The following is a 22,086-nucleotide window of genomic DNA, read 5'->3' as shown; positions in this document are numbered from 1 at the left end:
GTGAGCATTCTTACGCAGTGAAGATGTCGCAGGTCGCCTACCCTCTAAAGGTGCCGGACACGAGTATCGGGATCTTCGACAGCGGGGTGGGCGGGCTGACGGTCGCCAGAGCGATCATCGACCAGCTCCCCCATGAGTCCATCACCTATGTGGCCGACACGGCCCGTCAGCCGTACGGGCCGAAACGCATCGCAGAGGTTCGCGCCTACGCGCTGGAGGTGATGGACCACCTCGTCGCGAACGACGTCAAGATGCTCGTGATCGCGTGCAACAGCGCCAGTGCCGCCGTGCTGCGCGACGCGCGCGAGCGTTACGACGTGCCGGTCGTCGAGGTGATCCAGCCCGCTACCCGGCGCGCGGTGCGTGCCACCCGCACCGGCAGGGTCGGTGTGATCGCCACCAGGGCGACCATCGAGTCCATGGCCTATCACGACGCCTTCACCGCGGCTCCCGACGTACAGCTCACCGGCGTGGCCGCCCCACGCCTGGTGGAGTACGTCGAACGCGGAGAGACGGCGAGCGAGGAGCTCATCGAGGTCGTGCGCGACTACCTGGACCCCATCAGGGCGGCCGGGTGCGACACGCTCATCCTCGGCTGCACCCACTACCCGCTGCTCACCGGCGCGATCTCCTATGTCGCCGGTGACGGGGTGACGCTCGTCTCCAGCGCCGACGAGACGGCCAAGGACGTCTACCGCATCCTGCACGACCGTGACATGGCGGCAGGAAGCGAGGCCACCCCCCGGCACCGCTTCCGCGCCACAGGCGACTCCTTGCTCTTCGCCCGGCTCGGGCGACGCTTCCTCGGCCCGGAGATCGATGCGGTCGAAGTCACGCCAGTGGGGGGTACTACCTCAAACGGGAGGCCCACATGAAGGTGACCATCATCGGCTGTTCGGGTAGCTTTCCAGGCCCCGACAGCCCTTCGTCCTGTTATCTGGTCGAGGCCGAGGGGTTCAGGCTGCTCCTCGACTTCGGCCACGGGGCCCTGGGAGTGCTGCAACGCTATATCGGGCTCTACGACGTAGACGCCATCTGCCTGAGCCACCTGCATGCCGACCACTGCCTCGACATGTGCGCGTACCACGTGGCCCGTACGTACGGGCCGGCCGCGCCGTACCCCCGAGTGCCCGTCCACGCGCCCGCCGACGCGCCACGCCGCCTGGCCGCCGCCTACGGCATGCCGGACGAGCCGGGCCTGGAGACCGCCTTCGACTTCATCCCGCTGACCCCGGGCCCCTTCGAGGTCGGGCCGTTCACGCTCGTCGCCGGCCAGGTCAACCACCCGGTCGAGGCGTACGGCTTCCGCGTCACGCACGGCGGCCGGAGCCTCGCCTACTCGGGCGACACCGGTGAGTCCGCCGAGCTGGTGCGGCTGGCCGCGGGCGTCGATCTGCTGCTGTGCGAGTCATCGTTCCTCGACCAGCCGGAGCTGCCGACCGACCTGCACATGTCGGGCCGCCAGGCCGCCGAGCACGCCGCCAAGGCCGGGGTGGGCCGGCTGGTGCTCACCCACCTCGTGCCCTGGCACGACCAGCTGCGGATCATGGACGACGCCTGCCGGGGCGGCTACAGCGGCCCGATCGACCTGGCCCGCAGCGGGGCCGTCTACGACTTGGCCTGAACCTGCGAGAAGTCGCGCAGACGCGGCAGCGGCGAGAACATCAGCGGCAGGAACGAGACCAGCCGCGCGCCCATGAACACCCAGAGTGCCTCCCGCACGCCGATCTGCTGAGCCACGATGCCGCCGAGCAACGCGCCCAGCGGCATCGTGCCCCAGACGATGAACCTGACCGTCGCGTTGACGCGCCCCAGCATCCGCTCCGGCGTGACGGTCTGCCGATAGGTGAGCTGGCCGATGTTGTAGATGATCGCGCCCCACGACAGCGCAATCGAGGCGATCGCGAACAAGGAGATCCGCCAGCCGGCCTGCGTCATGGGCAGCAGCAGGCCGAAGGGTGAGGTGACGGCGATGGCCAGCCAGGTCATCCTGGCCGTGCCGTACTTGCTGAACAACCGGCTCCCGGTGAGGCCGCCGAGCAGCCCGCCGACCGCGCCGGACATGAGCAGGACGCCGATCAGGCCGGCCGGCAGGCCGACCACGTCGGCCAGGAACAGCACGGACAGGCTGAGCACGGCGCTGAGACTCAGGTTCGTCGCCGCGGTCGTGGCGACGATCGTCCGCAGCAGCCGATCGCGCCAGACGAACCCGAGCCCCTCAGCGATGCCGGGGAACATCCGCGGTCGTTCCTCGGCGACCGGTGGCTTGTCGGGCGCCTTGATGGCGCTCAGCAGGACCACCGAGCCCAACGCGGCCAGAGCGGTGGCCAGCATCGTGCGCGAGGCCCCGACAAGCTGCACGAGCGCGCCGCCCAGGCTGGGACCGGCGAGCGCCCCACCCGACCGGACGAACTCGAGCTTGGAGTTGCCGTCGCTCAGACCGTCCTTGTTCACCAGTTCCGGCAGGTAGGTCTGGTCGGCGACGTCGTTGAACACCTGGGCCGTGCCGGCCAGCAGCGCGACCACGTACAGCACGCCGACCGATAGCAGGCCGAGAGCCTCACTGACCGGGATGCTCGCCAGCAGCAGGCACCGGACCAGGTCGGAGGTCAGCATCACGCGGCGCCTGCGCAGCCGGTCCACCCAGACCCCCGCGGGCAGGCCGATCGCCAGGAACGCCGCGGTCTGCAGCGCGGAGAGCACGCCGACCTCCAACGGCCCGGCGTGCAGAGCCAGCACGGCGACCAAAGGGAGCGCGACGCGAGAAATGTTGGCTCCGAGTTCGTTGGCCACGTGCGAACTGAGGAACCGGAGAAAGTCAGGGTTTCGCAACACCCCCGTTGTCATTGCGTAAGGATCCATGTGTCGGACACATTCGGTCAAGAGCGTTGCGGCGCGGAGATAGGGTGATCTGCATGTCGCGACAGGATGGCCGAAACCCCGACCAGCTCCGCCCTATCACCATTACCAGGCAATGGATTACCCATGCCGAAGGCTCGGTGCTGGTGGAGTTCGGCGGCACCCGGGTTCTGTGCGCGGCGTCCGTACAGGACAGCGTGCCGCGCTGGCGCCGGGGGAGCGGCCAGGGCTGGGTCACGGCCGAGTACGCGATGCTGCCGCGCGCCACCAACACCCGCAACGACCGTGAGTCGGTCCGCGGGAAGATCGGCGGTCGTACGCACGAGATCTCCCGGCTGATCGGCCGCTCGCTGCGGGCCTGCGTCGACTACAAGGCCCTGGGCGAAAACTCCATCCTGCTCGACTGCGACGTCCTGCAGGCCGACGGCGGCACCAGGACCGCCGCGATCACCGGCGCCTACGTGGCACTGGTCGACGCCGTCGCGTGGATGCGCGAGCGGCGCATGTGCCCCGGCGACCCGCTGGTCGACTCGGTGGCCGCCGTCTCGGTGGGCGTGGTCGGCTCGGTGCCGATGCTCGACCTCTGCTACACCGAAGACGTGGCGGCCGAGACCGACATGAACGTGGTGATGACCGGCGCCGGCAGCTTCGTCGAGGTGCAGGGCACCGCCGAGGGCGCCCCGTTCGACCGTAACGCGCTCAACCAACTCCTTGACCTGGCCGTCGCCGGCTGCGAGGAGCTCACGCTGATCCAGCAGGAGGCGCTGGGAGTATGAGGATCGTCCTGGCCACCCGCAACGCGGGCAAGATCGCCGAGCTGCGCCGGATCCTGTCGGACTTCGACATCGTGGGGCTCGAAGAGTTCCCCTCGATCGGCGAGGTGGCCGAGACCGGCGTCACGTTCGAGGAGAACGCCCTGCTCAAGGCGCACGCCGTGGCCCAGGGCTCGGGCCTGCCCGCGGTCGCCGACGACTCGGGCCTCTGCGTCGACGTGCTCAACGGCATGCCCGGGGTGTTCTCGGCCCGCTGGTCCGGGCGGCACGGCGACGACAAGGCCAACCTCGCCCTGCTGCTGGCGCAGATCTCCGACGTGCCCGCCGACAAGCTGACCGCCCACTTCGCGTGCGCGGCCGCGCTGGCGCTGCCGTCGGGGGAGTCGCGCGTGGTCGAGGGCGCGCTGGCGGGCCACCTCGTCACGACACCCCGCGGCACCAACGGGTTCGGGTACGACCCCATCCTGGTGCCCGAGGGCGAGACGCGCACCGCGGCCGAGCTCTCCGCCGACGAGAAGGACGCCATCAGCCACCGGGGCCGCGCCTTCCGCGCCCTCGCCCCGATCGTCCGCGACCTCATCACCCGCTGACGTAACCATCGCGTAAGAACCACCTGCCGCCAGGGGCGTAGCGTCAGAACCGTGCAGAGGAACAATGTGGTGCCCGCCTGGGCCGGGGCGCTGGCGGGATTGGTGGCCGGGGCCGTGGCGCTCGGCGTCGCGCAACTCGTCGCCGGGCTGCTGAATCCGGCGGCCTTCCCCGTGGTGGCCGTGGGCAACGTGGTCGTGGACAACACACCCGCATGGCTTAAAGAGTTCGCCATCAGCACCTTCGGCTCGAACGACAAGACCGTGCTCATCGCGGGTGTGCTGGTGGTGCTCGCGTTGGTGGCCGCGGCCATCGGGGTGCTGGCGCTTCGTCGGCTCCGGTATGGGCTGGTGGGGCTGGGTGTGTTCGGTGTCGTGGGGATCGCGGCGGTGGTGACCCGGCCGGGGGCGGGGGCGCTCGACGTGGTGCCGACCCTGGTTGGGGTTGGGGTCGGGGCGTGGGCGCTCACGTGGTTGCTGGCGCGGGCCGTCGGGGAGTCGTACGGGGATGCGGGGGCTGCCTCCTATGACCCGTCAGCTTCGGACGCGTCTTTGGATGCGTCTTCGGATGCGTCGGCTTGGGACCCGGCCGCTTCGGGTCCGACTGCTGCGGGGACGTCGGTGTCCGCGTCACCCACACCCGCACCCGCGACTGCGGCCGCGACCGGTGCGTCTGGCGGCCTCCCATCCGGCGAGGGTCCTTCTTCTGAGGCTCCTAAGGCTTCTGAAGCTTTTGAGGCTGAGCGGCCTGCCGTGATGAGGGCTGGTGCGGAGCTGTACACGTTCGACCGGCGGCGGCTGCTCGGTGGCGTCGCGGGCGGTGTGGTGGCCGCTGGGGTCGCCACCCTGGTCGGGCGGGGGCTCGCCGGGAGTCAGGAAGCGGACTCCGCCCGAGTGGCGATCGCACTGCCGAAACCCACGGTTCCGGTCAAGCCACTGCCCCAAGGGGTGGATTTCGGCATAAAAGGTCTCTCGCCATTCGTCACAAAAAATCAGGACTTCTACAGAGTCGACACCGCACTCATCGTGCCCCGCGTCGATCCCCAGCAGTGGACGCTGCGCATCCACGGAATGGTGGACCGGTCGATCGAGCTCACGTACGCCGACCTGCTGAAGCGTCCCCTCACCGAGGAGTACGTCACGCTGACCTGCGTGTCCAACGAGGTCGGCGGCGAGTACATCGGCAACGCCCGCTGGCTGGGCGCCCGAATGGCCGACCTGCTGCGCGAGGCCGGCCTCCAGCCGGGCGCCGACATGCTGCTGTCCACCTCCGACGACGGCTTCACCGCCGGTACCCCGGTCGACGTGGTGATGGACGGGCGCGACGCGCTGTTCGCCATCGCGATGAACGGCCAGGTCCTGCCCGTCGAACACGGCTTCCCGGTACGCCAGGTGGTGCCCGGCCTCTACGGGTACGTCTCGGCGACCAAGTGGGTGGTGGACCTCAAGGTGACGCGGTTCGACCAGGACGAGGCGTACTGGACGCCACGTGGCTGGTCCGCCAAGGGGCCCATCAAGACGGAGTCGCGCATCGACGTACCCAAGGCTGGAGCGTCGCTGACGGCGGGCCGTACCGCGATCGCGGGGGTGGCCTGGGCGCAGCACACCGGGATCGACGCGGTAGAGGTACGCGTCGACAGGGGCGAGTGGCGACAGGCGAAACTGGCCCAGGTGCCGGGGCCCGACACCTGGCGGCAGTGGTCGCTGGAGTGGGACGCCACCCCCGGCCAGCACACGATCGAGGTCCGGGCCACGGACGCGGCCGGCCACACGCAGACCGAACAGCAGGCGCCGCCGGCGCCCGACGGCGCGAGCGGCTGGCACTCCATCCAGGTGAAGGTCGCCTGAGCGCGGCCCTTCTCCCTGTTTGTGCAGGTACGGCGGGTAGCCGTGGCCGCGAAACTTGCTGACTTCCCCTCCTCGGGATGGCGGTCGCTCTACGATCGGTCGTCGAGCCATGACAGGAGGCAGGACGTGTTCCGCGACCGCAAGTCCAGCGTGCGGTGGGTCCTTCCCGAGGGGCACTACGACCCCGTGGTCGGTGACGGGATGAGGTGGCGCGACTACGAGCGCGCCGCCGACTCGGACGTGCCCGCCTCCCCGTCCTCGACCCCACCCCCTCCCACCCACCCCTCGCCCACCACCCCACCGGACACCCCACCCCCCGAACACTCGGCGATGCCGTGGACCACCCACCCGGCTGCGTCACCGACCGCACCGACAGACCCGTCGGTCGACCGGTCGACTGCGCGATGGCCTGGCCCACCAGGTGAGCCGGCCTCGCGAGGACAGACGGCCGCATGGGGTTCCGCGCCCCCAGCCGCTCAGCCGTCCACGCCGTCGGTGGGGTCTGCTCCGTCAGTGGGGCAGTCGGTTGCGCCGTGGGCTGCCTCGTCGGGTGCTTCGTCTGCTACGTCGTCTGGCGGTCAGCTGTCCACGCCGTCGGTCGGGGGCATGTCCGCGCAGTCGGGCGCTCCGTCGGGCGGACGCCACGAGGCGCCTGTGGCCTCCCGGCGTGCGGCGTCGAGTGGTGTGCCGGGTGGCATGGCGCAAGTGGGCGAGTCGGTGCCGACCAACGGGCCTGCGGGTGCGAGCGGCTTGGCTCCCAGGAGTGGCTCGGCGCTCACCGGTGGGTTGGCTTCCGAGCGGGGCTCGATCTCCGGGAGTGGCTCGGCGGTCGCCGAAGGTACGGCTCCCGGGAGTGGCTCGGCAGGCGGCTCGGGGGCTGCGGCCGGCACGCTGGGTGGCTCTGGATTTCCGAGTGGCTCGGGGACTAGCGGGTCAGCGGTAGGTGGCGCGGGGGCTGGCGGTGGCGGCGGTGCGGCCGGTGGCGAGGGCACGACCGGTGGTGCCGGTGTGTTGGATGGCGCCGGGGCTGCCCACAGGACGGCGGTAGGTGGCGCAGAGGCCGGTGGCGAGGGCGCGGCCGGTGGCGCGACTGGTGGTGCCGGTGCGTTGGGTGGGGCGGGGGCGTTTGGGGCGTCGGCGGCGGCCATTCTTGGGCTCTCGCCGGACAGCGTCTCTTCGGGCTCGGCGGCGATTGGACCGCAGGAAACCGCGGTGGGGGAGGCTAGACGGCAAGGCGCCGCGATGAGAGCGACCAGGGGACATGGAGCGGGTACGACGGCGGCTAGTCGGCATGGAGCCGGTACAACGGGGGCTAACAGGCATGGAGCCGGTACCACAGCGGCTAGCCGACACGGAGCCGGTACAACGGCGGCTGAGTGGCATGGAGTCGGCACTACGGCGGCTGAGTGGCATGGAGCGGGCACTACGGCGGCTGGGTGGCGTGGAGTCGGGGTTGGGGCGGATGGGCGGCAGGGGGGTGCTGAGGGGGATTGGTTCGAGCGGGCGCAGCGGCCGCCGAGGTTGGTTGGTTATCGGCCGTACGGTGTGCCTGGGGGGCTGGCGAAGCCCGACTCGCAGGTGGAGCATGACCTGGCGATGGCGATTCCGCTCGGTACGCGGTTTCCGGATCCGCGTGGCACCTGGGTGAGGTTGATCAACGGTGGCGGGCCGGCCGATGATCCGTTCCGGGCGTCCAATGCCGCCGACTGTGCGCTGGCCGTGTTGTCCACCTGGCATGGTGAGCCTGCTGCTGCGGCGCCGAGGTGGCCGGACTACGACAGGATCGGCAGGCCGCTGGTTACCGGTGAGGTGGGGGGTACGGCGCGGATCGAGCGGTGGGTGGGGCAGCGGTTCCAGTACTTGGGGCAGGGGCGGCACGCCTATCCGATGGTGGCGCGGCGGCTGGTCGAGGCGGGGCATGGCGCGGGGGCCGTGATCGTGGTGCGCTGGCCGGGTGGCGGGTCCCATGCGTGGAACGCGGTCAACTCGGGGGGCGAGGTGATCTGGATCGACGCCCAGCGGGGGCATATGGCCGTCGAACCGCCTTATACGACGGTGACCGGGGTGTTCTGTGTGATCGTCGACAGGCAGGGGCAGCCAGGATGAATCTGGATCAGGCCAGGGCGGTGGCTGAGGAGTACTTCAACGGGGTACGGCGGGCGGATGACTCCCTCTCGGTGGGGATTCATGGCTTCAATGAGGGATATGTCGCTTGGGTGCGGGAGTTGGATCCCGGTGACCCGGCTACTCTGCCCGACACGGTCGGCGGGGGCTGCATTGTGATCGACAAGGCGTCCGGAGAGGTGTTCACTCGTCCGCTCCTCGACCCGGAGACGGTCGCCGAGCTGTGGCCCGGCCGCACCCCCCGCTGACCTGCTGGGGGGTCTGGCCGCCGGGCGTCGCCCCCGGGACGCCCGGCAGCCGTCTGCGGCTCGCCCTGCGCACGGCCGTCGTGCGCGTACGCCCGACCGACCCGATCGTTGTACGCCGGGCCGACGCACGCCCGATCGTTGTACGCCGGGCCGACGCACGCCCGATCGTTGTACGCCGTTCCGACGCACGCCCGACCGACCGAGCGACGTACGTCGGGCCGACACACGCTCGACCGTTGTAAGCCAGGCCGCTGTGCGCCCGGATGCCGTGCGGGTGGAGCCGCCAATCGGTGGGGCCGCGAGGGGTGAGGCTCGCCGCCCCAGGTGTCCTCTATCCGAAATTGGGGGTCTTTATCGTGATTTGTCGCACTTTATCCCGTTGCCAGCGACCCCACGATCGACGCCCGAGCCGCCCGCCGCGCCGGCAGTACGGCCGCCAGCACCCCGGCCAGCCCCGACAGCACCACGAACAGCGCGATCTGCCCACCAGGCACCACGAACCCGGCGCCCGCGATCATCGCCCGCATAGCCGCCCACCCGAACACGCCACCGAGCACCACCCCGACCAGCGCCCCGATCAGCCCGAGCACCAGCGCCTCCACCGAGAGCATCCGCCGTAGCTGCGGCCTGGTCAGCCCGAGCGCCCGCAGCAGCGCCGACTCCCTGGTCCGCTCGTGCACCGACAGCGACAACGTGTTGGCGATGCCGAGCAGCGAGATCAGGATCGCCAGGCCCAGCAACCCGGTGATGATCATCAGCATCATGTCCAGCGTGTCGTCGAACTGCCCGCGCACCTCCGTCGCGCTCGTCACCTGGACCATCGGGTAGGCCGCCGTCGCGGCGTCCACCACTCTGCGGGCCTGGGCGGCGGGGACGCCATCCTTGATGTTCACCATCACCCGCGAGTCGGGCACCTGGCCGAAGTACGCGTCGAAGGCCTGTTCGGCCACGGTGAGCGTCGGCAGGGCCGACGAATCGCCGCCGAGGACGGCGACCACCCGCAACGTGACGGTCCCGGCCTTGGCGGTCCGCACCGCGACCGGGTCGCCGAGCCGCAGCCCGAACTGCTCGGCCGCCTGGTCGGCCACCGCGACCTGCCCGGACTCCAGCCGGGCCAGCGAGCCGGACTTGACCTCCGGCTTGATGGGGCCGTTGAAGGTGCCGACCTTGACCGGATCGCCGGAGACCTTGGCCTTGGCCTCGCGGATCTGTACCACCGAGGCCAGTTCGGGGCTGCGCCGCAGCTCGTCGGCCACCGAGCGGGGGACGGCGGCGTCGCGCTCCTGGGTGGCCAGCAGGTAGTCGATGGGGAACTGGCTGTCGAGCTTGGCCGTCATCGTCTCCCGCGTCGAGGCGGTGACCACCGAGATCAGCGTCATGAGCGTCACGCCGATGGTCAGCGCCACGGTCGTGGTGGCGGCCCGGCGCGGGTTGCGGCCGGAGTTGTCCACGGCCAGCCGTCCCGGCACGCCGAACAGCTTGGCCGGGATCCATCCGACCAGCGCGCTCAGCGGCTTGACCAGCACCGGTCCGAGGATCAGCACGGCGAGGAAGGTCAGCGCGCCGCCGCCCATGACGACGAAGAGCGGTACCATCCCGCCCGGGTCCAGCGCCAGCGCCCCGAAGCCGGCCGTACCGAGCCCGGCGACGAGGAAGAGCGCGGCGAGGACCACGCGTATGACGCCCGTGCGGAACGTCTGCTCCTCCACCTGCGTACGCAGCGCCGCGATCGGTGCGACCCGGGTGGCGGCCCGCGCGGGCAGCAGTGCCGCGCCCACGGTGACCAGCAGGCCGAGGGCCAGGCCGCTGAGCATCGTGGCCGGCGACAGCGCGATGGCCGCGTTCGTGGGCAGCGGGGCGTCGAGCGCGCCGAGCACCGCCAGCGTGACCGCGCCCAGGCCGTAGCCGGCGAGCAGGCCGAGCGCGGACGACAGCAGGCCGACGGCCGCGGACTCCAGCATGATCGAGCCGAACACCTGCCCGCGGGTGGCGCCGATGCAGCGCAGCAGCGCCATCTCCCTGGCCCGCTGGGCGACGAGGATGTTGAAGGTGTTGTAGATGACCAGCGCGGCCACCAGCATGGCCACCAGGCCGAACAGCAGCAGCCCGGTGGTCAGCGACTCCATCTCGATGTTGGACGCGGCCGCCAGGCTCTCGGCGAGCTCCGCGCCCGTCTTGACCACCGCTCCCGCTCCGGCGGCAGCGGCGACCGCCTGCCTGAGCCCGGCGGCGTCGCCGGCGATGTCGATCTCGGCGAAGCCCTTGGCGCCGGTCATGCGCTGAGCCGTGGCCGGGGTGAAGCCGATCGCGCCGGTGTAGGCCAGCTCCTGGTCCAGGCCGGTGTCCATGATGCCGACCAGCCTGAACCGCTGCTCGCGGTGCCTGGGGTCGAGCACGGTGATCGTGTCGCCGGGCTTGAGTCCTTGGGCTGCGGCGGTGTTCTTGTCGAGCACCGCCGCCTGGTCGTCGGACCCGGGGCCGGTGCCGCTGAGTATGGTGGCGCGGCCGAGCCGGCCGGACACGATGGAGACGGCGGTGGTCGCCGCGTTGCCGACGGTCTTGCCGTCCTTGCCCAGCAGCGGCGCGCTGCCGCGGATCAGTCCCTGCGCCTCCAGCACGCCGGAGAGGCCGCGCACCTGTTCGAGCGTGCGTTCCGGCAGGCGCGCGTCACTGTCCTTGGGCAGTACGGCCAGGCCGACCTTGTCCGCCTCGGCCGTGGCCTGCTGCGAGAGGCCGGCCTTGACGGTGTCGGTCAGCACGAACGTACCGGCGATGAAGCCGACGCCCAGCGTGATCGCCAGCGAGGTGAGCAGCAGCCGCAGCTTGTGCGCGCGCAGCCCGGCCAGAGTCGTCTTCAGCAACTCAGGCCTCCAGCTTCATCAGCGTGTCGAGCACGGACTGCGGCGAGGGCGCGCTGATCTCGCTGACCAGCTCGCCGTCGCGCAGGAACACCACGCGATCGGCGTACGCCGCGGCCACCGGGTCGTGCGTGACCATGACGATGGTCTGGCCGAGCTCGCGTACGGACGTGCGCAGGAACGACAGCACCTCGGCGCCGCTGCGCGAGTCGAGGTTGCCCGTCGGCTCGTCGGCGAAGATCACCTGAGGCTTGCTGATCAGCGCCCTGGCCACGGCGACGCGCTGCTGCTGGCCGCCGGAGAGCTCGGTCGGCTTGTGGGCGAGCCGGTCCCGCAGCCCGACCGTGTCGATGACGCGGTCGAAGAGCAACTGGTCCGGCCGGCGGGCGGCGATCTCCAGGGGCAGGCGGATGTTCTGCTCGGCGGTCAGCGTCGGCAGCAGGTTGAACGCCTGGAAGATGAAGCCGATCCGCTCGCGGCGCAGCAGGGTGAGCTGCTTGTCGTTGAGCCCGGTCAGCTCCACGTCGCCGATGTGCACGGTGCCGGAGGAGGCGGTGTCGAGGCCGGCCAGGCAGTGCATCAGCGTGGACTTGCCGGAGCCGGACGGGCCCATGATCGCGGTGAACGCGCCCGTGGCGAAGGCCACGTCCACGCCGCGGAGGGCGTGCACCTGCGCGTCGCCCTGGCCGTACACCTTGGTCAGCGCTCTGGCCACCACCGCCGAAGGGGCCTGGCGCCGGGTATCGGTGAGGGTCACGTTCACTCCTTCTCAGCTGCGGGAACGTGACCAACTTAGGAGCGGAAAGTTCACGAAATATGGGTCCTGAGGAGGGACTTCGTGTAGGCCCTGCGATGACCCGGGTCAGCCTTTCGGCTGATGGGACGGGACCACCAGCCCGGCCTCGTACGCGTAGACCACGACCTGGGCGCGGTCCCGCAGCCCCAGCTTGGCCAGCACCCGGCCCAGGTGCGTCTTCACCGTCGCCTCCGCCAGGACCAGCCGGGCGGCGATCTCCAGGTTGGACAGGCCGCGGGCCACCATGAGCAGCACCTCGCGTTCGCGGGGCGTCAGTTCCGACGCGTCCGCGAGCTGGTCCGTCGGCAACTGGGCGGCGAACCTGCCGAGCATCCGCTTGAGCGTGCTCGGCGCCACGACGGCGTCGCCCGCGTGCACCGACCTGATCGCGCTCACCAGGTCGTCGGTCGGCACGTCCTTGAGCAGGAAGCCCGAGGCGCCCGCCTTGATCGCGGCGAAGGCGTACTCGTCGAGGTCGAACGTGGTCAGGATCAGCACCTTGGGGCCGTCGATGTGCCGGGTCGCCTCCACGCCGTCCATCCGCGGCATGCGCACGTCCATGAGCACCACGTCCACCTCGACGTCGCGCAGCACCTCCAGCGCCCGCACTCCGTCGCCGGCCTCGGCCACCACCTCGATGTCGGGCTGGGCGCCCAGCACCATCCTGAACCCGGCCCGCAGCAACTGCTGGTCGTCGACCAGCATCACCCGTATCACTAGGCCGCCCTGGTGCCCGGCACCGGCAGCCTGGCCAGCACCTCGAATCCGCCGCCCGTCCGCGGACCCGCCGACACCGCTCCGCCGTACATGCCGACCCGCTCCCGCATCCCGACCAGCCCGTGCCCGTCGGGGCTGCGCGGCGCCGCGGCGCCCCGGCCGTCGTCGGTCACCCGCACGATCAGCTCGCGCCCGTCGTACCGCAGCTCGACGAGCGCGCGGACGCCGGGGCCGCCGTGCTTGAGCGCGTTCGTCAGCGCCTCCTGCACGATGCGGTAGACCGCGAGCTGCTGCCCCTCGGGCAGCTCGCCGGGCGGGCCGCCGACGCGCAGCCGCGCGGGCACGCCCGCACCGCGGACCAGCTCCTCCAACTGCCCGAGGCCCGGCTGCGGCGTGTAGTCGGTCCCGTCGGAGCCGTCCTCCCGCAGCACGCCGACCAGCCTGCGCATCTCGGCGAGCGCCTCACGGCCGGTCTTGGAGATGTTGCGTACGGCCTGCCGCGCCTGGTCGGGGTCGCTGTCGATGGCGTATCCGGCCCCATCGGCCTGGACCACCATCACGCTGACGTTGTGGGCCACCACATCGTGCAACTCCCTGGCGATCCTGGTGCGCTCGGCCGCGGCGGCCAGCCGGGCCTGCTGGTCGCGTTCGCGCTCGGCCCGTTCCGCCCGCTCCTCCAGGCTCTCCATGTAGCGCCTGCGGGTCCTGGCGTACAGGCCCATCAGCCAGACCGTCACCACGAGGATCGAGCCGCTGAAGAAGAGGCTGAACGTCGGCGTGTTCCAGTGCACGATGACCAGGAAAATGCCGATCTCGGCCACCACGCCCGCGGCGACGGCCCACCGGAACGCGCACCGGAAGGCCACCGAGTAGAGCGCCACCAGCACCGCGATGTTGGCGGGCATCGGATCGATCTTCGCCAGCCACTGCGCGAAGCTGGCCAGCGAGAGGATCGCGAAGACGGTCAGCGGCCGGTCGCGCCGCCACAGCAGCGGGACGATCAGCGCCGCGCACAGGACGAAGTAACCGGTCACCCCGATGTACAGGCCACCGTTGTTGAACGGGCCGTTGGTCCCGTACGGCACGGCCACGAGCAGGCAGAACACCGCCAGCGGCGCGACCCGGAGGCCGTCCATGAGCTTGCCGTGGCGTCCCGACCAAGCCAGTACCCTGCCGAACACACCATTACGATACGAAGGCTGTGGCGTAGATTTGTCCGCCTATAGGGGGAGATCTGGGTACGACCCAGGTCTTACACCAGCCTTACGGGACATCGGGCACTCTTGTCGTTGGGAGCGCCCCTTGGGGTGAGTAAAGGGAGATCGTGATGGCGGATCATGATCGCGACGCCGGGTCGCGTGGCGAAGAGGAAGCGCCACGCGACCCGACCCCTGGCGACCGGTTAGGCGCCCCGCACTCCGAAGGACCTGCCGGAGACGCGCCTCCGGCCGACACTCCGCACCAGGGGACCGCCGCGACCGCGCCGGGACGCTCGTACGCGGGCCCGCCCGGAGGCGGATGGGCGACAGCGGCTCCGCCGCCACCTCCGCGCTCCGACAGCTTCCGCGACTTCATCCGCCAGAAGCCCGCGCAGATCATCGGCGCGGGTCTCATCGGACTGATCATCGGTGGCGTGCTCGGCGGCGGCGCCGTGGCCGCGATCGGCGGCATCGTCCACCGCCACGACGCGCCCCGCCTCTACCGGCAGTACCCGGCCTGGGAGCCCTACCCCGGCTACCAGGACTGCCGCCCGGTCGCTGGCGGCACCTACTGCCGCCAGCAGCCGCCGTACGTCAATCCCAGCATCGGCCCCAACGCCGTGCCCTCCACCTGGCTCACGATGCCCCCCAGCGACTCGCCGACGCCCCCGCCCACGATCATCCGCACCGGCACGCCCACGCCCGTGGTCTCGCCCACGTAGACGGGTCAGGGCGCCCGCAGTCCGGGCCCGCCGTCGAGGACCAGCAGGTCGTGCTGCGCGGCCAGGAACCCGGCGTGGAACCGCGTACGGGCCCCCAGCCGCTCGCAGAGCTCCTGCACCCGGCGCTGCACGGTACGCGAGCTGAGGCCGAGCTGCCGCGCGATCGCGTCGTCCTTCATCCCCACCGCCAGCAGGGCGAGGACCTCGGTGTCGCCAGGCTGCGGCCACACCTCCCGCTCGATGTGCGCGGCCGGATCGGCGGACAGCCGCAGCGGCACGGCCGCCTGCCACAGCACCTCGAACAGCCCCACGAGCGCGTCGAGCAGCGCCGACGGGTGCACGACCAGCGCGCTCTCCACCGCCCGGTGCTCGTCGGACACCAGCGGCAGCATGGCCGTGCGGCCGTCGGCGATGGCCAGCTTGACGGGCACCTGCCCCAGCCGGGCCTGCTCGCCGTCGGCGATCGCCCGCCGCGTGTGCGCCAGCATGCCGGGCTCCTCGAACGCCAGCGGTCCGTAGATGCCGCGGATGGACGGGCCCTGGTGGGCGGCACGCTGCTGGTTCTCCTGATCGTCCAGGATGTCGACCGCGTAGGGCGGGCGCACCAGCACGAGCATCTCGGTCGTGACGCTGCGTTCGAGCTGGAGGTAGCGGCGCGCGACGGCGTAACGGCCGGTCACCACCTCCAGCACCTCCTCGGGATGCGGCCCGGTGCGATCGGCCACCTCGGTGGCCAGCAGCGCCGCGGCGGCCCGGCTGTGCGTGATCTCCTCCTGGCGGCGGGCCACCAGCACGTCGATGGCGATGTTCGGCGGCGTGGCGATCAGCCGCAGCGGTCGGCCCGCCACCCGGGAGATCAGTCCGAGGTCCTCCAGCCTGGGCAGCATCCGGCGGATGGCCGCGGCGGACGCGCTGGTCTCGGTGGCCAGTTGGCTGAGCGTCGCGGGGCCGTGGCGGAGCAGCGCCCGGTAGGCCGTCTCCTCGGCGACGCTGACGCCGAGGCCCTCCAGTAGCCGCCGTTGCGCCATGGCCGCCCACCACCGTCCTGTCGTCCCGTAGGGGAGCGTAGTCCAGGCGGGTTTACGACAAGTCGGGATCTCGCCAGGCAAGACCTATAGACCGGAACGCCCCCAGGTCACTAGGAATTGGGTCGGTACATTACTCGCCTTCTGGAGGTGGCCATGAGGCCCAGGCGTTGGACAGCGGTGGCCGCCTCCCTGGCGGTGGCCGCGGCCACCATGGTGAGCGGCGCGGGGGCCCGGGCCGACGGCGCTCCGGCGCTGGTGACGGACCCGGCGAAGCAGGGTTACGACATCACGCTGATCACCGGTGACCAGGTGCACGTCTCCATCGCCGCCGACGGCCGCCGGAAGGCGAGCGTCACGGCCGCCCCGCGCGGGGACGGGCCGCCGGCCGACTTCCGCATCACCGAGGACGCCGGGCAGCTCACCGTGCTGCCCAGCGACGTGGAGGGGCTGGTCCCCGACCGCATCGATCCCGAGCTCTTCAACGTGACCGCCCTGGCCGCCCAGGGCTACACCGACGCCCAGTCGGACGCCATCTCGCTCATCGTGACGTACGGCAAGCAGGGCGCCATGCCGGTGATCCCCGCGCTGAAGGCGGTCCGCACGCTGGAGAGCATCGGCGGCTCGGGCGTCCGGTTAGCCAAGAGCGTGGCCCGGGACTTCGGCGGCGATCTGTCCGCGCTGGCCACCGGCCGGACGAAGAGCGCGCTCGCCGGTGTCAGCAAGATCTGGCTCGACCGCAGGGTGGAGCCGGCGCTGGACCACAGCGTGCCGCAGATCGGCGCGCCGGCGGCGTGGTCGGCGGGTTACGACGGCACGGGCACGACGGTGGCGGTCCTGGACACCGGCATCGACACCGGGCATCCGGACCTGGCGGGGAAGGTCGCCGACGAGCGTGACTTCACCGACAGCGGCAGCGCGACCGACGAGTTCGGGCACGGCACGCACGTCGCCGACATCATCGCGGGCAGCGGCGCCGCCTCAGGCGGCTCGCGCAAGGGCGTCGCCCCCGGCGCCAAGCTGCTCAACGGCCGGGTCCTGGACGCCAACGGCGAGGGGCTCAGCTCGTGGATCATCGACGGGATGGAATGGGCGGCGGGGGAGAAGCACGCCGACATCGTGAACATGAGCCTGGGCGACCCCAGTCCAGGCGGCCCGCTGACCGACGCCCTGGGGGCGCTGTACGGCACGTACGGCACGCTGTTCGTGGTGGCGGCGGGCAACCGGGGCTGCGAGGCCTGCGTCGGGAGCCCGGGAGACGCCCCCGCCGCGCTGACCGTCGGCGCGGTCGACGGCCAGGACCGGCTCGCCGAGTTCTCCAGTTACGGCCCCATCGGGCTGGAGCGCGCGGTGAAGCCCGACATCACCGCTCCGGGCGTCGGCATCGTCGCGGCCCGGGCCAAGGGCACCTCGCTCGGCGAGCCGGTGGACGACAACTACACCCGCCTGTCCGGCACCTCCATGGCCACCCCGCACGTCGCCGGGGCCGCCGCGCTCCTGCGCCAGTCACGCCCCGGCATCTCGGCCGGTGAGCTGAAGTCCCTGCTCATGGGTACGGCCAAGCCCCTGCCCGACACCCCGGTGGACAAGCGGGGCACCGGCCGGGTCGACGTGGCCGCGGCGCTCGGGGAGCCGGTGCTGGCCGCCGAGGGCCCGATCGACTTCGGGCTGTCCGAGGTGTCCGCCGGAAAGCCGGTGACCCGAGAGATCACCTACCGCAATCCCGGCAAGACCCCGGTCACCCTCGACCTGGCCACCGGGAGCCCGTTCAGCGTCTCGCCCGCCGAGCTCTCCCTGCCCGCCGGCGCGAAGGCCACGGCGCGGCTCACTCTCGACGCCGCCAAGGCGCAGCCCGGGCGGCAGCGCGCGGAGCTCGTCGCGACGCCGCGGGGCGGCCCGCCGATCCGTACCTCCCTGACCGGCAGCGTCGAGGTCAAGCGGGCCCGGCTGCGGGTGAGCGCGATCGCCAGGGACGGGCGCCCCGCCCAGGCCGCCATCACCGCGCTGAACGTGGACGACGGCACCCGCGACGGCCGCGAACTGCCCTTCGACCCGGTGCGGAGGTGCGAGGAAGACCAGGGCGGCACCTGCGTGCTGGTGCCGCCGGGCACCTACTCCGTGCTCGGCGTCATCAAGACCCTGCGCCCCACGGTCGACAGCATGTCCTACGGCGACCGCGGCACCGTGCTCAACGTGAGCCTCGCCGGAGACCCCGAGCTGAAGATCACCGGCGACGCCAAGGTCGTGCTCGACGCCCGCAAGGCGGTCGAGGTGAAGGTCGACACGCCTGACCATCCGACCAAACGGAACAGGGGCACCGCGACCAAGCTCATCTGGGCCCGCTCACCCGCCAAGGGCGCGCCGCTCACCGACACCATCCTGCAGGACGAGAGCGCCGACGAGACCTACTACCTGCAGCCCACGAAGCGGGTCACCAAGGGCGAGTTCGCCGTCGCCACCCGGTGGCACCTCGAAGCCCCCGCCATCACGATGCGGACGGCCGGCCTGGAGCTGAACCCCGACTACGTCGACCCGGTGTGGTTCAGCGACCTGTCCGCCGACTTCCCGAGGCTCGACGGCTCCGCGCTGCTCCTGGCCGTGGACGCCGGGACCGGCACGCCCGCGGACCTCAAGGGCCGCGACCTGCGCGGCAGGCTCGCGCTGATCCGCCGCACCGCCGACCTGACGGTCGCCGCCCAGTCCAACGCCGCCGCCGCGGCCGGGGCCCGGATGGTCGCGGTCTACGGCGATCTGCCGGTGTACGAGAGCGGGGTGAAGCTGAAGGTGCCGACCGTCGCGCTCACCGGCCGGGAGGGCGCCCGGCTGGCCGACCGGCTGCGCCGGCTGCCGGTGCCGGTCCTGGCCAAGGGCATCGTGGCCAGCCCGTACGTGTACGACCTGTACCTCAGCGAGGAGGGCAGGATCAGCGACAAGCTCGACCACACCGTGCGGGCGAAGTCCCTGGCCCGGATCGACTCGGACTTCTACAGCCAGCTCGCCGACGACGTGACCCTCTCCGAGAACCGCTTCGGCTGGCAGCCGTGGGAGACCACCTCCTGGGACACGAGCCGGCCCGTCTCCCGGACACCGCGTGACCGGGTCGACTACCTGTCCGCCGGTCCCGGGGTGCGCTGGAGCAGCAGCATGGAGACGCCGGAACGGCCGTACAACTACACCTGGGAGCACGACCGCGCCCACATCGGGGTCGCCGGTCCCGACGACGCGCCCTTCCAGGCCGGTGCGCGGATCGAACGCACCTGGTTCAAGCAGCCGCTGCTGCCCGGCCCCGGGCCGGTCCGGCCGCTGCGCAGGGTGGGCGACCTGCTGCAGATCGATCTGTGGGGGCTCATCGACGCGGGGCGGAACACCGGCGTCGCGCAGACCGACGACTTCGAGACCGGCATGAAGACCGGCTGGCGGTTGTACCGGGGAGACACCCTGGTGGCGCAGACGGAGCGGCGCCCCCAGGGGACCCTGCTCCTTCCGGCCGGAGCCGCCACCTACCGGATGGAGTACGACGTCGAGAACCGCGCCACCTGGGCCCGGCTGTCGACCAGGACGAAGACGGCGTGGACGTTCCCGTCGGAGCATGACGCCGGGACGGGGACGACGGTCCCGCTGCTGCTCGCCGACTATGACGCGCCGACGGACCTGCGGAACCAGGCCGCTTCGCCGCGGCTCGGCCTGACCCTGCGCCACCAGGACGGCTCGACGGCCGGCCCGATCAAGGACGTGTCCCTGGAGGTGTCGTACGACGACGGCGCCTCGTGGCGCGCGGTCCGGCGGCTCACCTCTAAGGGGAACGGCGCCTACGAGGCCACGCTCGACCGGCCGCCATCCTCCGGGTTCGTCTCGCTGCGGCTCAAGGCCGCGGACACGCGCGGGGCGGCGCTGGCACAGGAGGTGATCAGGGCTTACGCGCTGAGGTAGCCGAGGTGCGGGCGGGGGGACTCGAACCCCCACAGTGTCTCCACCAACAGGACCTAAACCTGCCGCGTATGCCATTTCGCCACGCCCGCGCAGCTCCCGCCGATGCGGGCCTGAGCCGAGTTTAGCGTCCCGGAAGTGCGCTGGGGGCCCGTCGTGTGGGGGACGGGCCCCTGCCTTTTCACGCCAGCCCGAGCTTCTTCTTCAGGCTCGCCACGTGGCCGGTGGCCTTCACGTTGTAGAGGGCCTGCTCGATCTTGCCGTCGGCGTCGATGACGAAGGTCGAGCGGATCACGCCCACCATCAACTTCCCGTACAGCTTCTTGGGGCCGTACGCGCCGTACGCCTTGTGCACGTCCAGGTCGGGGTCGGCCAGGAGCGGGAAGTTCAGGGAGTCGCGCTCGGCGAACTTGACCAGCTTGGCCGGCTTGTCCTTCGACACGCCGAGCACCACGAAACCCTCCGCGGTGAGCTGGCCGAGATTGTCGCGGAAGTCGCACGCCTGCTTGGTACAGCCCGGCGTCATCGCGGCGGGGTAGAAATAGAGGATCACCCGCTTGCCGCGGAAGGTCTCGAGGGAGACGTCCTCGCCGTCGGCGGCGGGTAGCGTGAACTCGGGCGCGGCGTCGCCGGGCGCGAGCTTGGTTTCGGTCATGGGGCCCTCCAGAGTTCGTCGAAGAAAACCTACCGGCCTGCCCGGCGTGCCAGGCGGGACGCCGACCTGACAGACTGATCAGCGAACAGTGCCTGCTTCATTTGATCACCGGACAGAGCTCGCACGGAGCGCGGTCGAGAGGAGAGCCATGGCTGACACCGATCCCGACGAGCTGGAGCGGCGGATCGCGCGGACGCGCGCGGAGTTGGCGGACACGGTCGACGCCATTGCCGACCGGGTGAGTCCCAAGCGGGTCGCTGAGCGCACGGTGGCCGACGTGAAGACGCGGGCAGGTCAGCTGGTGGCCTCGGTCGGCGACGCGCTCGGGGTGACACCGCGCCCCGCCGAGGCGGGCGACAACCCCGACCGGCTGTGGGACGACGAGGCGCCCGGCCTGGCGCCGGTGCTGATCGGTGTGGGCGCGGTGCTGGTGGTCGGCGCGGTCGTCATGCTCTGGCGCCGCCGTCGCCGCCGCTTCTAGCCGGTCTAGAGGAACGTCCTGCCTTCGCCCCGGTACGTCGGGGCGGTCTCCGCGACGGTGTCGCCGTCGACGAGGTGGAGCTCGGGGAAGCGCTCGCACATCTCGCCCGCCTTGGCGTGCCTGAACCACACCCGGTCGCCGACCCGCAGGTCCTGGGCCGCCTGGCCGAGCAGCGGCGTCTGCACCTCGCCCGCGCCCTCGTCGCGCGTGTAGCGAAGCCCCGCCGGCAGGTACGGCTGCGGCAGCAGGTTCGTCCCCGGCCGTCCGGAGGCCAGGTAGCCGCCCCCGAGCACCGTCACCGCGTCCAGCGCCGGCCGCCGCACGACCGGGAGCGCGAACAGCGCGGCCGGATGGCCGGTGAAGGCGCGGTAGAAGTCGAAGAGCCGGGGATGGAAGAATCCGGAGCCCGCAGCCACCTCGGTGATCGCCTTCTCCCGCACGGTCCGCTCGATGGAGCCGGTGCCGCCGCCGTTGACGAACTCCAGGTCGCAGAGCTGCCGGACGGCGTTCACGATGCGGCCGCGGCGCAGGACCAGGTCGCGGGCCGACAGGCTCTGCATGAGCCTGATCACCCGGGCGAACGCCGCGTTGCCCGGCGGATCATCGCCGACCCCCGCGATCTGCCCCTCGTACGCCATCAGCCCGGCGAGGCGGAAGCCCGGCCGCTTGGCGATGCAGGCGGCCAGGTCGGCGGCCTGCTCGGGCTCGCGGATCGTGGAGCGCAGGGCACCCGCCCGGAACTTCCCGCCCAGCGCCACATATCCCGCGTCGAGGTCCATCGACAGCCGGATCTCCAGCCGCCGATGGACGGCCGCCACCGCGTCGTCGACGTAGTCGAGATGGTCGGTGGAGTCGATGGTCAGCGTGATCTCCTCGGCCGCCCGCGCGTTGCCGGCCAGCGCCGCGAGCGCGTGCCGGTCGGCCGTGGGGTAGGCCACGAGCACGTCGGTGAAGCCCCGCTCGACCAGCCAGAGCGCCTCGGGCAGCGTGAAGGCCATGATGCCGCGGAAGCCGTCCATGGCCAGGATGCGTTCCATGACGGAACGGCAGCGGATCGACTTGCTCGCCACCCGGATCGGCTTGCCGGCCGCCCGCCGTACGAGATCGGCCGCGTTGGCGCGCATGGCCGCGAGATCGAGGATCGCGAACGGCGGTTCGAGCGCCGTGGTAGCCGTGTCGTAGCGCCAGCGATCGTCCATACCAGCAGCTTAACGGCATATCGGGCGATTGAATATGAGGGCAGTTCATCTTCTTTGGGCCCCCGTAA

18 protein-coding genes and 1 tRNA gene are annotated in these 22,086 nt (G+C 71.4%); 10 read left to right on the top strand and 9 right to left on the bottom strand.

Features of this window, described 5'->3' with window-relative positions:
* Positions 1–50: 50 nt before the first annotated feature.
* Positions 51–875 carry a glutamate racemase gene (gene murI, locus KLK06_RS43870; RefSeq protein ID WP_214641647.1) on the top strand — a complete coding sequence of 275 codons (825 nt, stop codon included), beginning with the start codon at positions 51–53 and terminating at the stop codon, positions 873–875.
* Positions 872–1,624, top strand: a complete 753-nt coding sequence (locus KLK06_RS43865; RefSeq protein ID WP_214641646.1) for an MBL fold metallo-hydrolase — start codon at positions 872–874, stop codon at positions 1,622–1,624. The genes murI and KLK06_RS43865 overlap by 4 nt, the downstream gene beginning before the upstream one ends.
* Here the strand turns inward: KLK06_RS43865 and KLK06_RS43860 are convergent.
* The gene (locus KLK06_RS43860) at positions 1,609–2,847 is read right to left on the bottom strand and encodes an MFS transporter (RefSeq protein WP_250906929.1); all 1,239 of its coding nucleotides are present in this window, start codon (positions 2,845–2,847) and stop codon (positions 1,609–1,611) included. The two genes, KLK06_RS43865 and KLK06_RS43860, sit on opposite strands and share 16 nt — an antisense overlap.
* A 68-nt stretch (positions 2,848–2,915) precedes the next feature.
* On the opposite strand from KLK06_RS43860, the gene rph reads away from it, so the two are divergent.
* The 5 genes from rph (at position 2,916) to KLK06_RS43835 (ending at position 8,439) form a co-directional block, all read left to right on the top strand.
* Positions 2,916–3,635: a ribonuclease PH gene (rph, locus tag KLK06_RS43855; RefSeq protein ID WP_214641644.1), complete on the top strand. Its 720-nt coding sequence runs from the start codon at positions 2,916–2,918 to the stop codon at positions 3,633–3,635.
* Positions 3,632–4,222, top strand: coding sequence for an RdgB/HAM1 family non-canonical purine NTP pyrophosphatase (gene rdgB, locus KLK06_RS43850; RefSeq protein ID WP_214641643.1), 591 nt, complete (start codon positions 3,632–3,634; stop codon positions 4,220–4,222). The genes rph and rdgB overlap by 4 nt, the downstream gene beginning before the upstream one ends.
* A gap of 51 nt (positions 4,223–4,273) precedes the next feature.
* A complete protein-coding gene (locus KLK06_RS60625) occupies positions 4,274–6,067 on the top strand; it encodes a molybdopterin-dependent oxidoreductase (protein ID WP_308168716.1) in 1,794 nt (597 codons plus the stop codon).
* 1,596 nt (positions 6,068–7,663) lie between these two features.
* The gene (locus KLK06_RS60620; RefSeq protein WP_250906928.1) at positions 7,664–8,173 is read left to right on the top strand and encodes a toxin glutamine deamidase domain-containing protein; all 510 of its coding nucleotides are present in this window, start codon (positions 7,664–7,666) and stop codon (positions 8,171–8,173) included.
* The gene (locus tag KLK06_RS43835; RefSeq protein WP_214641641.1) at positions 8,170–8,439 is read left to right on the top strand and encodes a hypothetical protein; all 270 of its coding nucleotides are present in this window, start codon (positions 8,170–8,172) and stop codon (positions 8,437–8,439) included. Before KLK06_RS60620 ends, KLK06_RS43835 begins: the two co-directional genes overlap by 4 nt.
* A 371-nt stretch (positions 8,440–8,810) precedes the next feature.
* Here the strand turns inward: KLK06_RS43835 and KLK06_RS43830 are convergent, their stop codons facing one another.
* The 4 genes from KLK06_RS43830 to KLK06_RS43815 form a co-directional block, all read right to left on the bottom strand.
* Positions 8,811–11,300, bottom strand: coding sequence for an ABC transporter permease (locus KLK06_RS43830; protein ID WP_214641640.1), 2,490 nt, complete (start codon positions 11,298–11,300; stop codon positions 8,811–8,813).
* Position 11,301: 1 nt separating this feature from the next.
* Complete coding sequence (locus KLK06_RS43825; RefSeq protein ID WP_308168715.1) at positions 11,302–12,054, bottom strand: ABC transporter ATP-binding protein; 753 nt, start codon at positions 12,052–12,054, stop codon at positions 11,302–11,304.
* A 105-nt stretch (positions 12,055–12,159) separates the two neighbouring features.
* The gene (locus KLK06_RS43820) at positions 12,160–12,810 is read right to left on the bottom strand and encodes a response regulator transcription factor (protein ID WP_214641638.1); all 651 of its coding nucleotides are present in this window, start codon (positions 12,808–12,810) and stop codon (positions 12,160–12,162) included.
* Positions 12,810–13,991, bottom strand: coding sequence for a sensor histidine kinase (locus KLK06_RS43815; protein ID WP_308168714.1), 1,182 nt, complete (start codon positions 13,989–13,991; stop codon positions 12,810–12,812). Before KLK06_RS43815 ends, KLK06_RS43820 begins: the two co-directional genes overlap by 1 nt.
* Before the next feature lie 146 nt (positions 13,992–14,137).
* Here KLK06_RS43815 and KLK06_RS43810 point away from each other — a divergent pair, with 146 nt between their 5' ends.
* Positions 14,138–14,731, top strand: coding sequence for a hypothetical protein (locus KLK06_RS43810; protein WP_214641637.1), 594 nt, complete (start codon positions 14,138–14,140; stop codon positions 14,729–14,731).
* Between the two features lie 5 nt (positions 14,732–14,736).
* Here the strand turns inward: KLK06_RS43810 and KLK06_RS43805 are convergent, their stop codons facing one another.
* Entirely contained in the window at positions 14,737–15,759 is a 1,023-nt protein-coding gene (locus KLK06_RS43805) for a LuxR family transcriptional regulator (protein WP_214641636.1), read from the bottom strand.
* A gap of 153 nt (positions 15,760–15,912) precedes the next feature.
* On the opposite strand from KLK06_RS43805, the gene KLK06_RS43800 reads away from it, so the two are divergent.
* A complete protein-coding gene (locus tag KLK06_RS43800; protein ID WP_214641635.1) occupies positions 15,913–19,686 on the top strand; it encodes a S8 family serine peptidase in 3,774 nt (1,257 codons plus the stop codon).
* Positions 19,687–19,692: 6 nt separating this feature from the next.
* On the opposite strand, the gene KLK06_RS43795 is transcribed toward KLK06_RS43800, so the two are convergent.
* A tRNA-Leu gene (locus KLK06_RS43795) sits at positions 19,693–19,775 on the bottom strand.
* Positions 19,776–19,864: 89 nt separating this feature from the next.
* A complete protein-coding gene (gene bcp, locus KLK06_RS43790) occupies positions 19,865–20,338 on the bottom strand; it encodes a thioredoxin-dependent thiol peroxidase (RefSeq protein WP_214641634.1) in 474 nt (157 codons plus the stop codon).
* Between the two features lie 148 nt (positions 20,339–20,486).
* Here bcp and KLK06_RS43785 point away from each other — a divergent pair, with 148 nt between their 5' ends.
* A complete protein-coding gene (locus tag KLK06_RS43785) occupies positions 20,487–20,819 on the top strand; it encodes a DUF3618 domain-containing protein (RefSeq protein ID WP_214641633.1) in 333 nt (110 codons plus the stop codon).
* A 5-nt stretch (positions 20,820–20,824) separates the two neighbouring features.
* Here the strand turns inward: KLK06_RS43785 and KLK06_RS43780 are convergent, their stop codons facing one another.
* A complete protein-coding gene (locus tag KLK06_RS43780; protein WP_214641632.1) occupies positions 20,825–22,018 on the bottom strand; it encodes an amino acid deaminase/aldolase in 1,194 nt (397 codons plus the stop codon).
* Between the last annotated feature and the right edge of the window lie 68 nt (positions 22,019–22,086).

It is taken from the genome of Nonomuraea sp. NEAU-A123, assembly GCF_018603905.1.
Taxonomy (GTDB): domain Bacteria; phylum Actinomycetota; class Actinomycetes; order Streptosporangiales; family Streptosporangiaceae; genus Nonomuraea.
This window is presented reverse-complemented; position numbering and strand designations above follow the sequence as displayed.

Excerpts from the sequence above, each read along its gene's own strand:
- rdgB (WP_214641643.1), top strand. The coding sequence starts at position 3,632 with ATGAGGATCGTCCTGGCCACCCGCAACGCGGGCAAGATCGCCGAGCTG.
- KLK06_RS43865 (WP_214641646.1), top strand. The coding sequence starts at position 872 with ATGAAGGTGACCATCATCGGCTGTTCGGGTAGCTTTCCAGGCCCCGAC.
- KLK06_RS43805 (WP_214641636.1), bottom strand. The coding sequence starts at position 15,759 with ATGGCGCAACGGCGGCTACTGGAGGGCCTCGGCGTCAGCGTCGCCGAG.
- KLK06_RS43800 (WP_214641635.1), top strand. The coding sequence starts at position 15,913 with ATGAGGCCCAGGCGTTGGACAGCGGTGGCCGCCTCCCTGGCGGTGGCC.
- KLK06_RS43785 (WP_214641633.1), top strand. The coding sequence starts at position 20,487 with ATGGCTGACACCGATCCCGACGAGCTGGAGCGGCGGATCGCGCGGACG.
- KLK06_RS43780 (WP_214641632.1), bottom strand. The coding sequence starts at position 22,018 with ATGGACGATCGCTGGCGCTACGACACGGCTACCACGGCGCTCGAACCG.
- KLK06_RS43860 (WP_250906929.1), bottom strand. The coding sequence starts at position 2,847 with ATGACAACGGGGGTGTTGCGAAACCCTGACTTTCTCCGGTTCCTCAGT.
- rph (WP_214641644.1), top strand. The coding sequence starts at position 2,916 with ATGTCGCGACAGGATGGCCGAAACCCCGACCAGCTCCGCCCTATCACC.
- KLK06_RS43810 (WP_214641637.1), top strand. The coding sequence starts at position 14,138 with ATGGCGGATCATGATCGCGACGCCGGGTCGCGTGGCGAAGAGGAAGCG.
- KLK06_RS43835 (WP_214641641.1), top strand. The coding sequence starts at position 8,170 with ATGAATCTGGATCAGGCCAGGGCGGTGGCTGAGGAGTACTTCAACGGG.
- KLK06_RS60620 (WP_250906928.1), top strand. The coding sequence starts at position 7,664 with ATGGCGATTCCGCTCGGTACGCGGTTTCCGGATCCGCGTGGCACCTGG.
- bcp (WP_214641634.1), bottom strand. The coding sequence starts at position 20,338 with ATGACCGAAACCAAGCTCGCGCCCGGCGACGCCGCGCCCGAGTTCACG.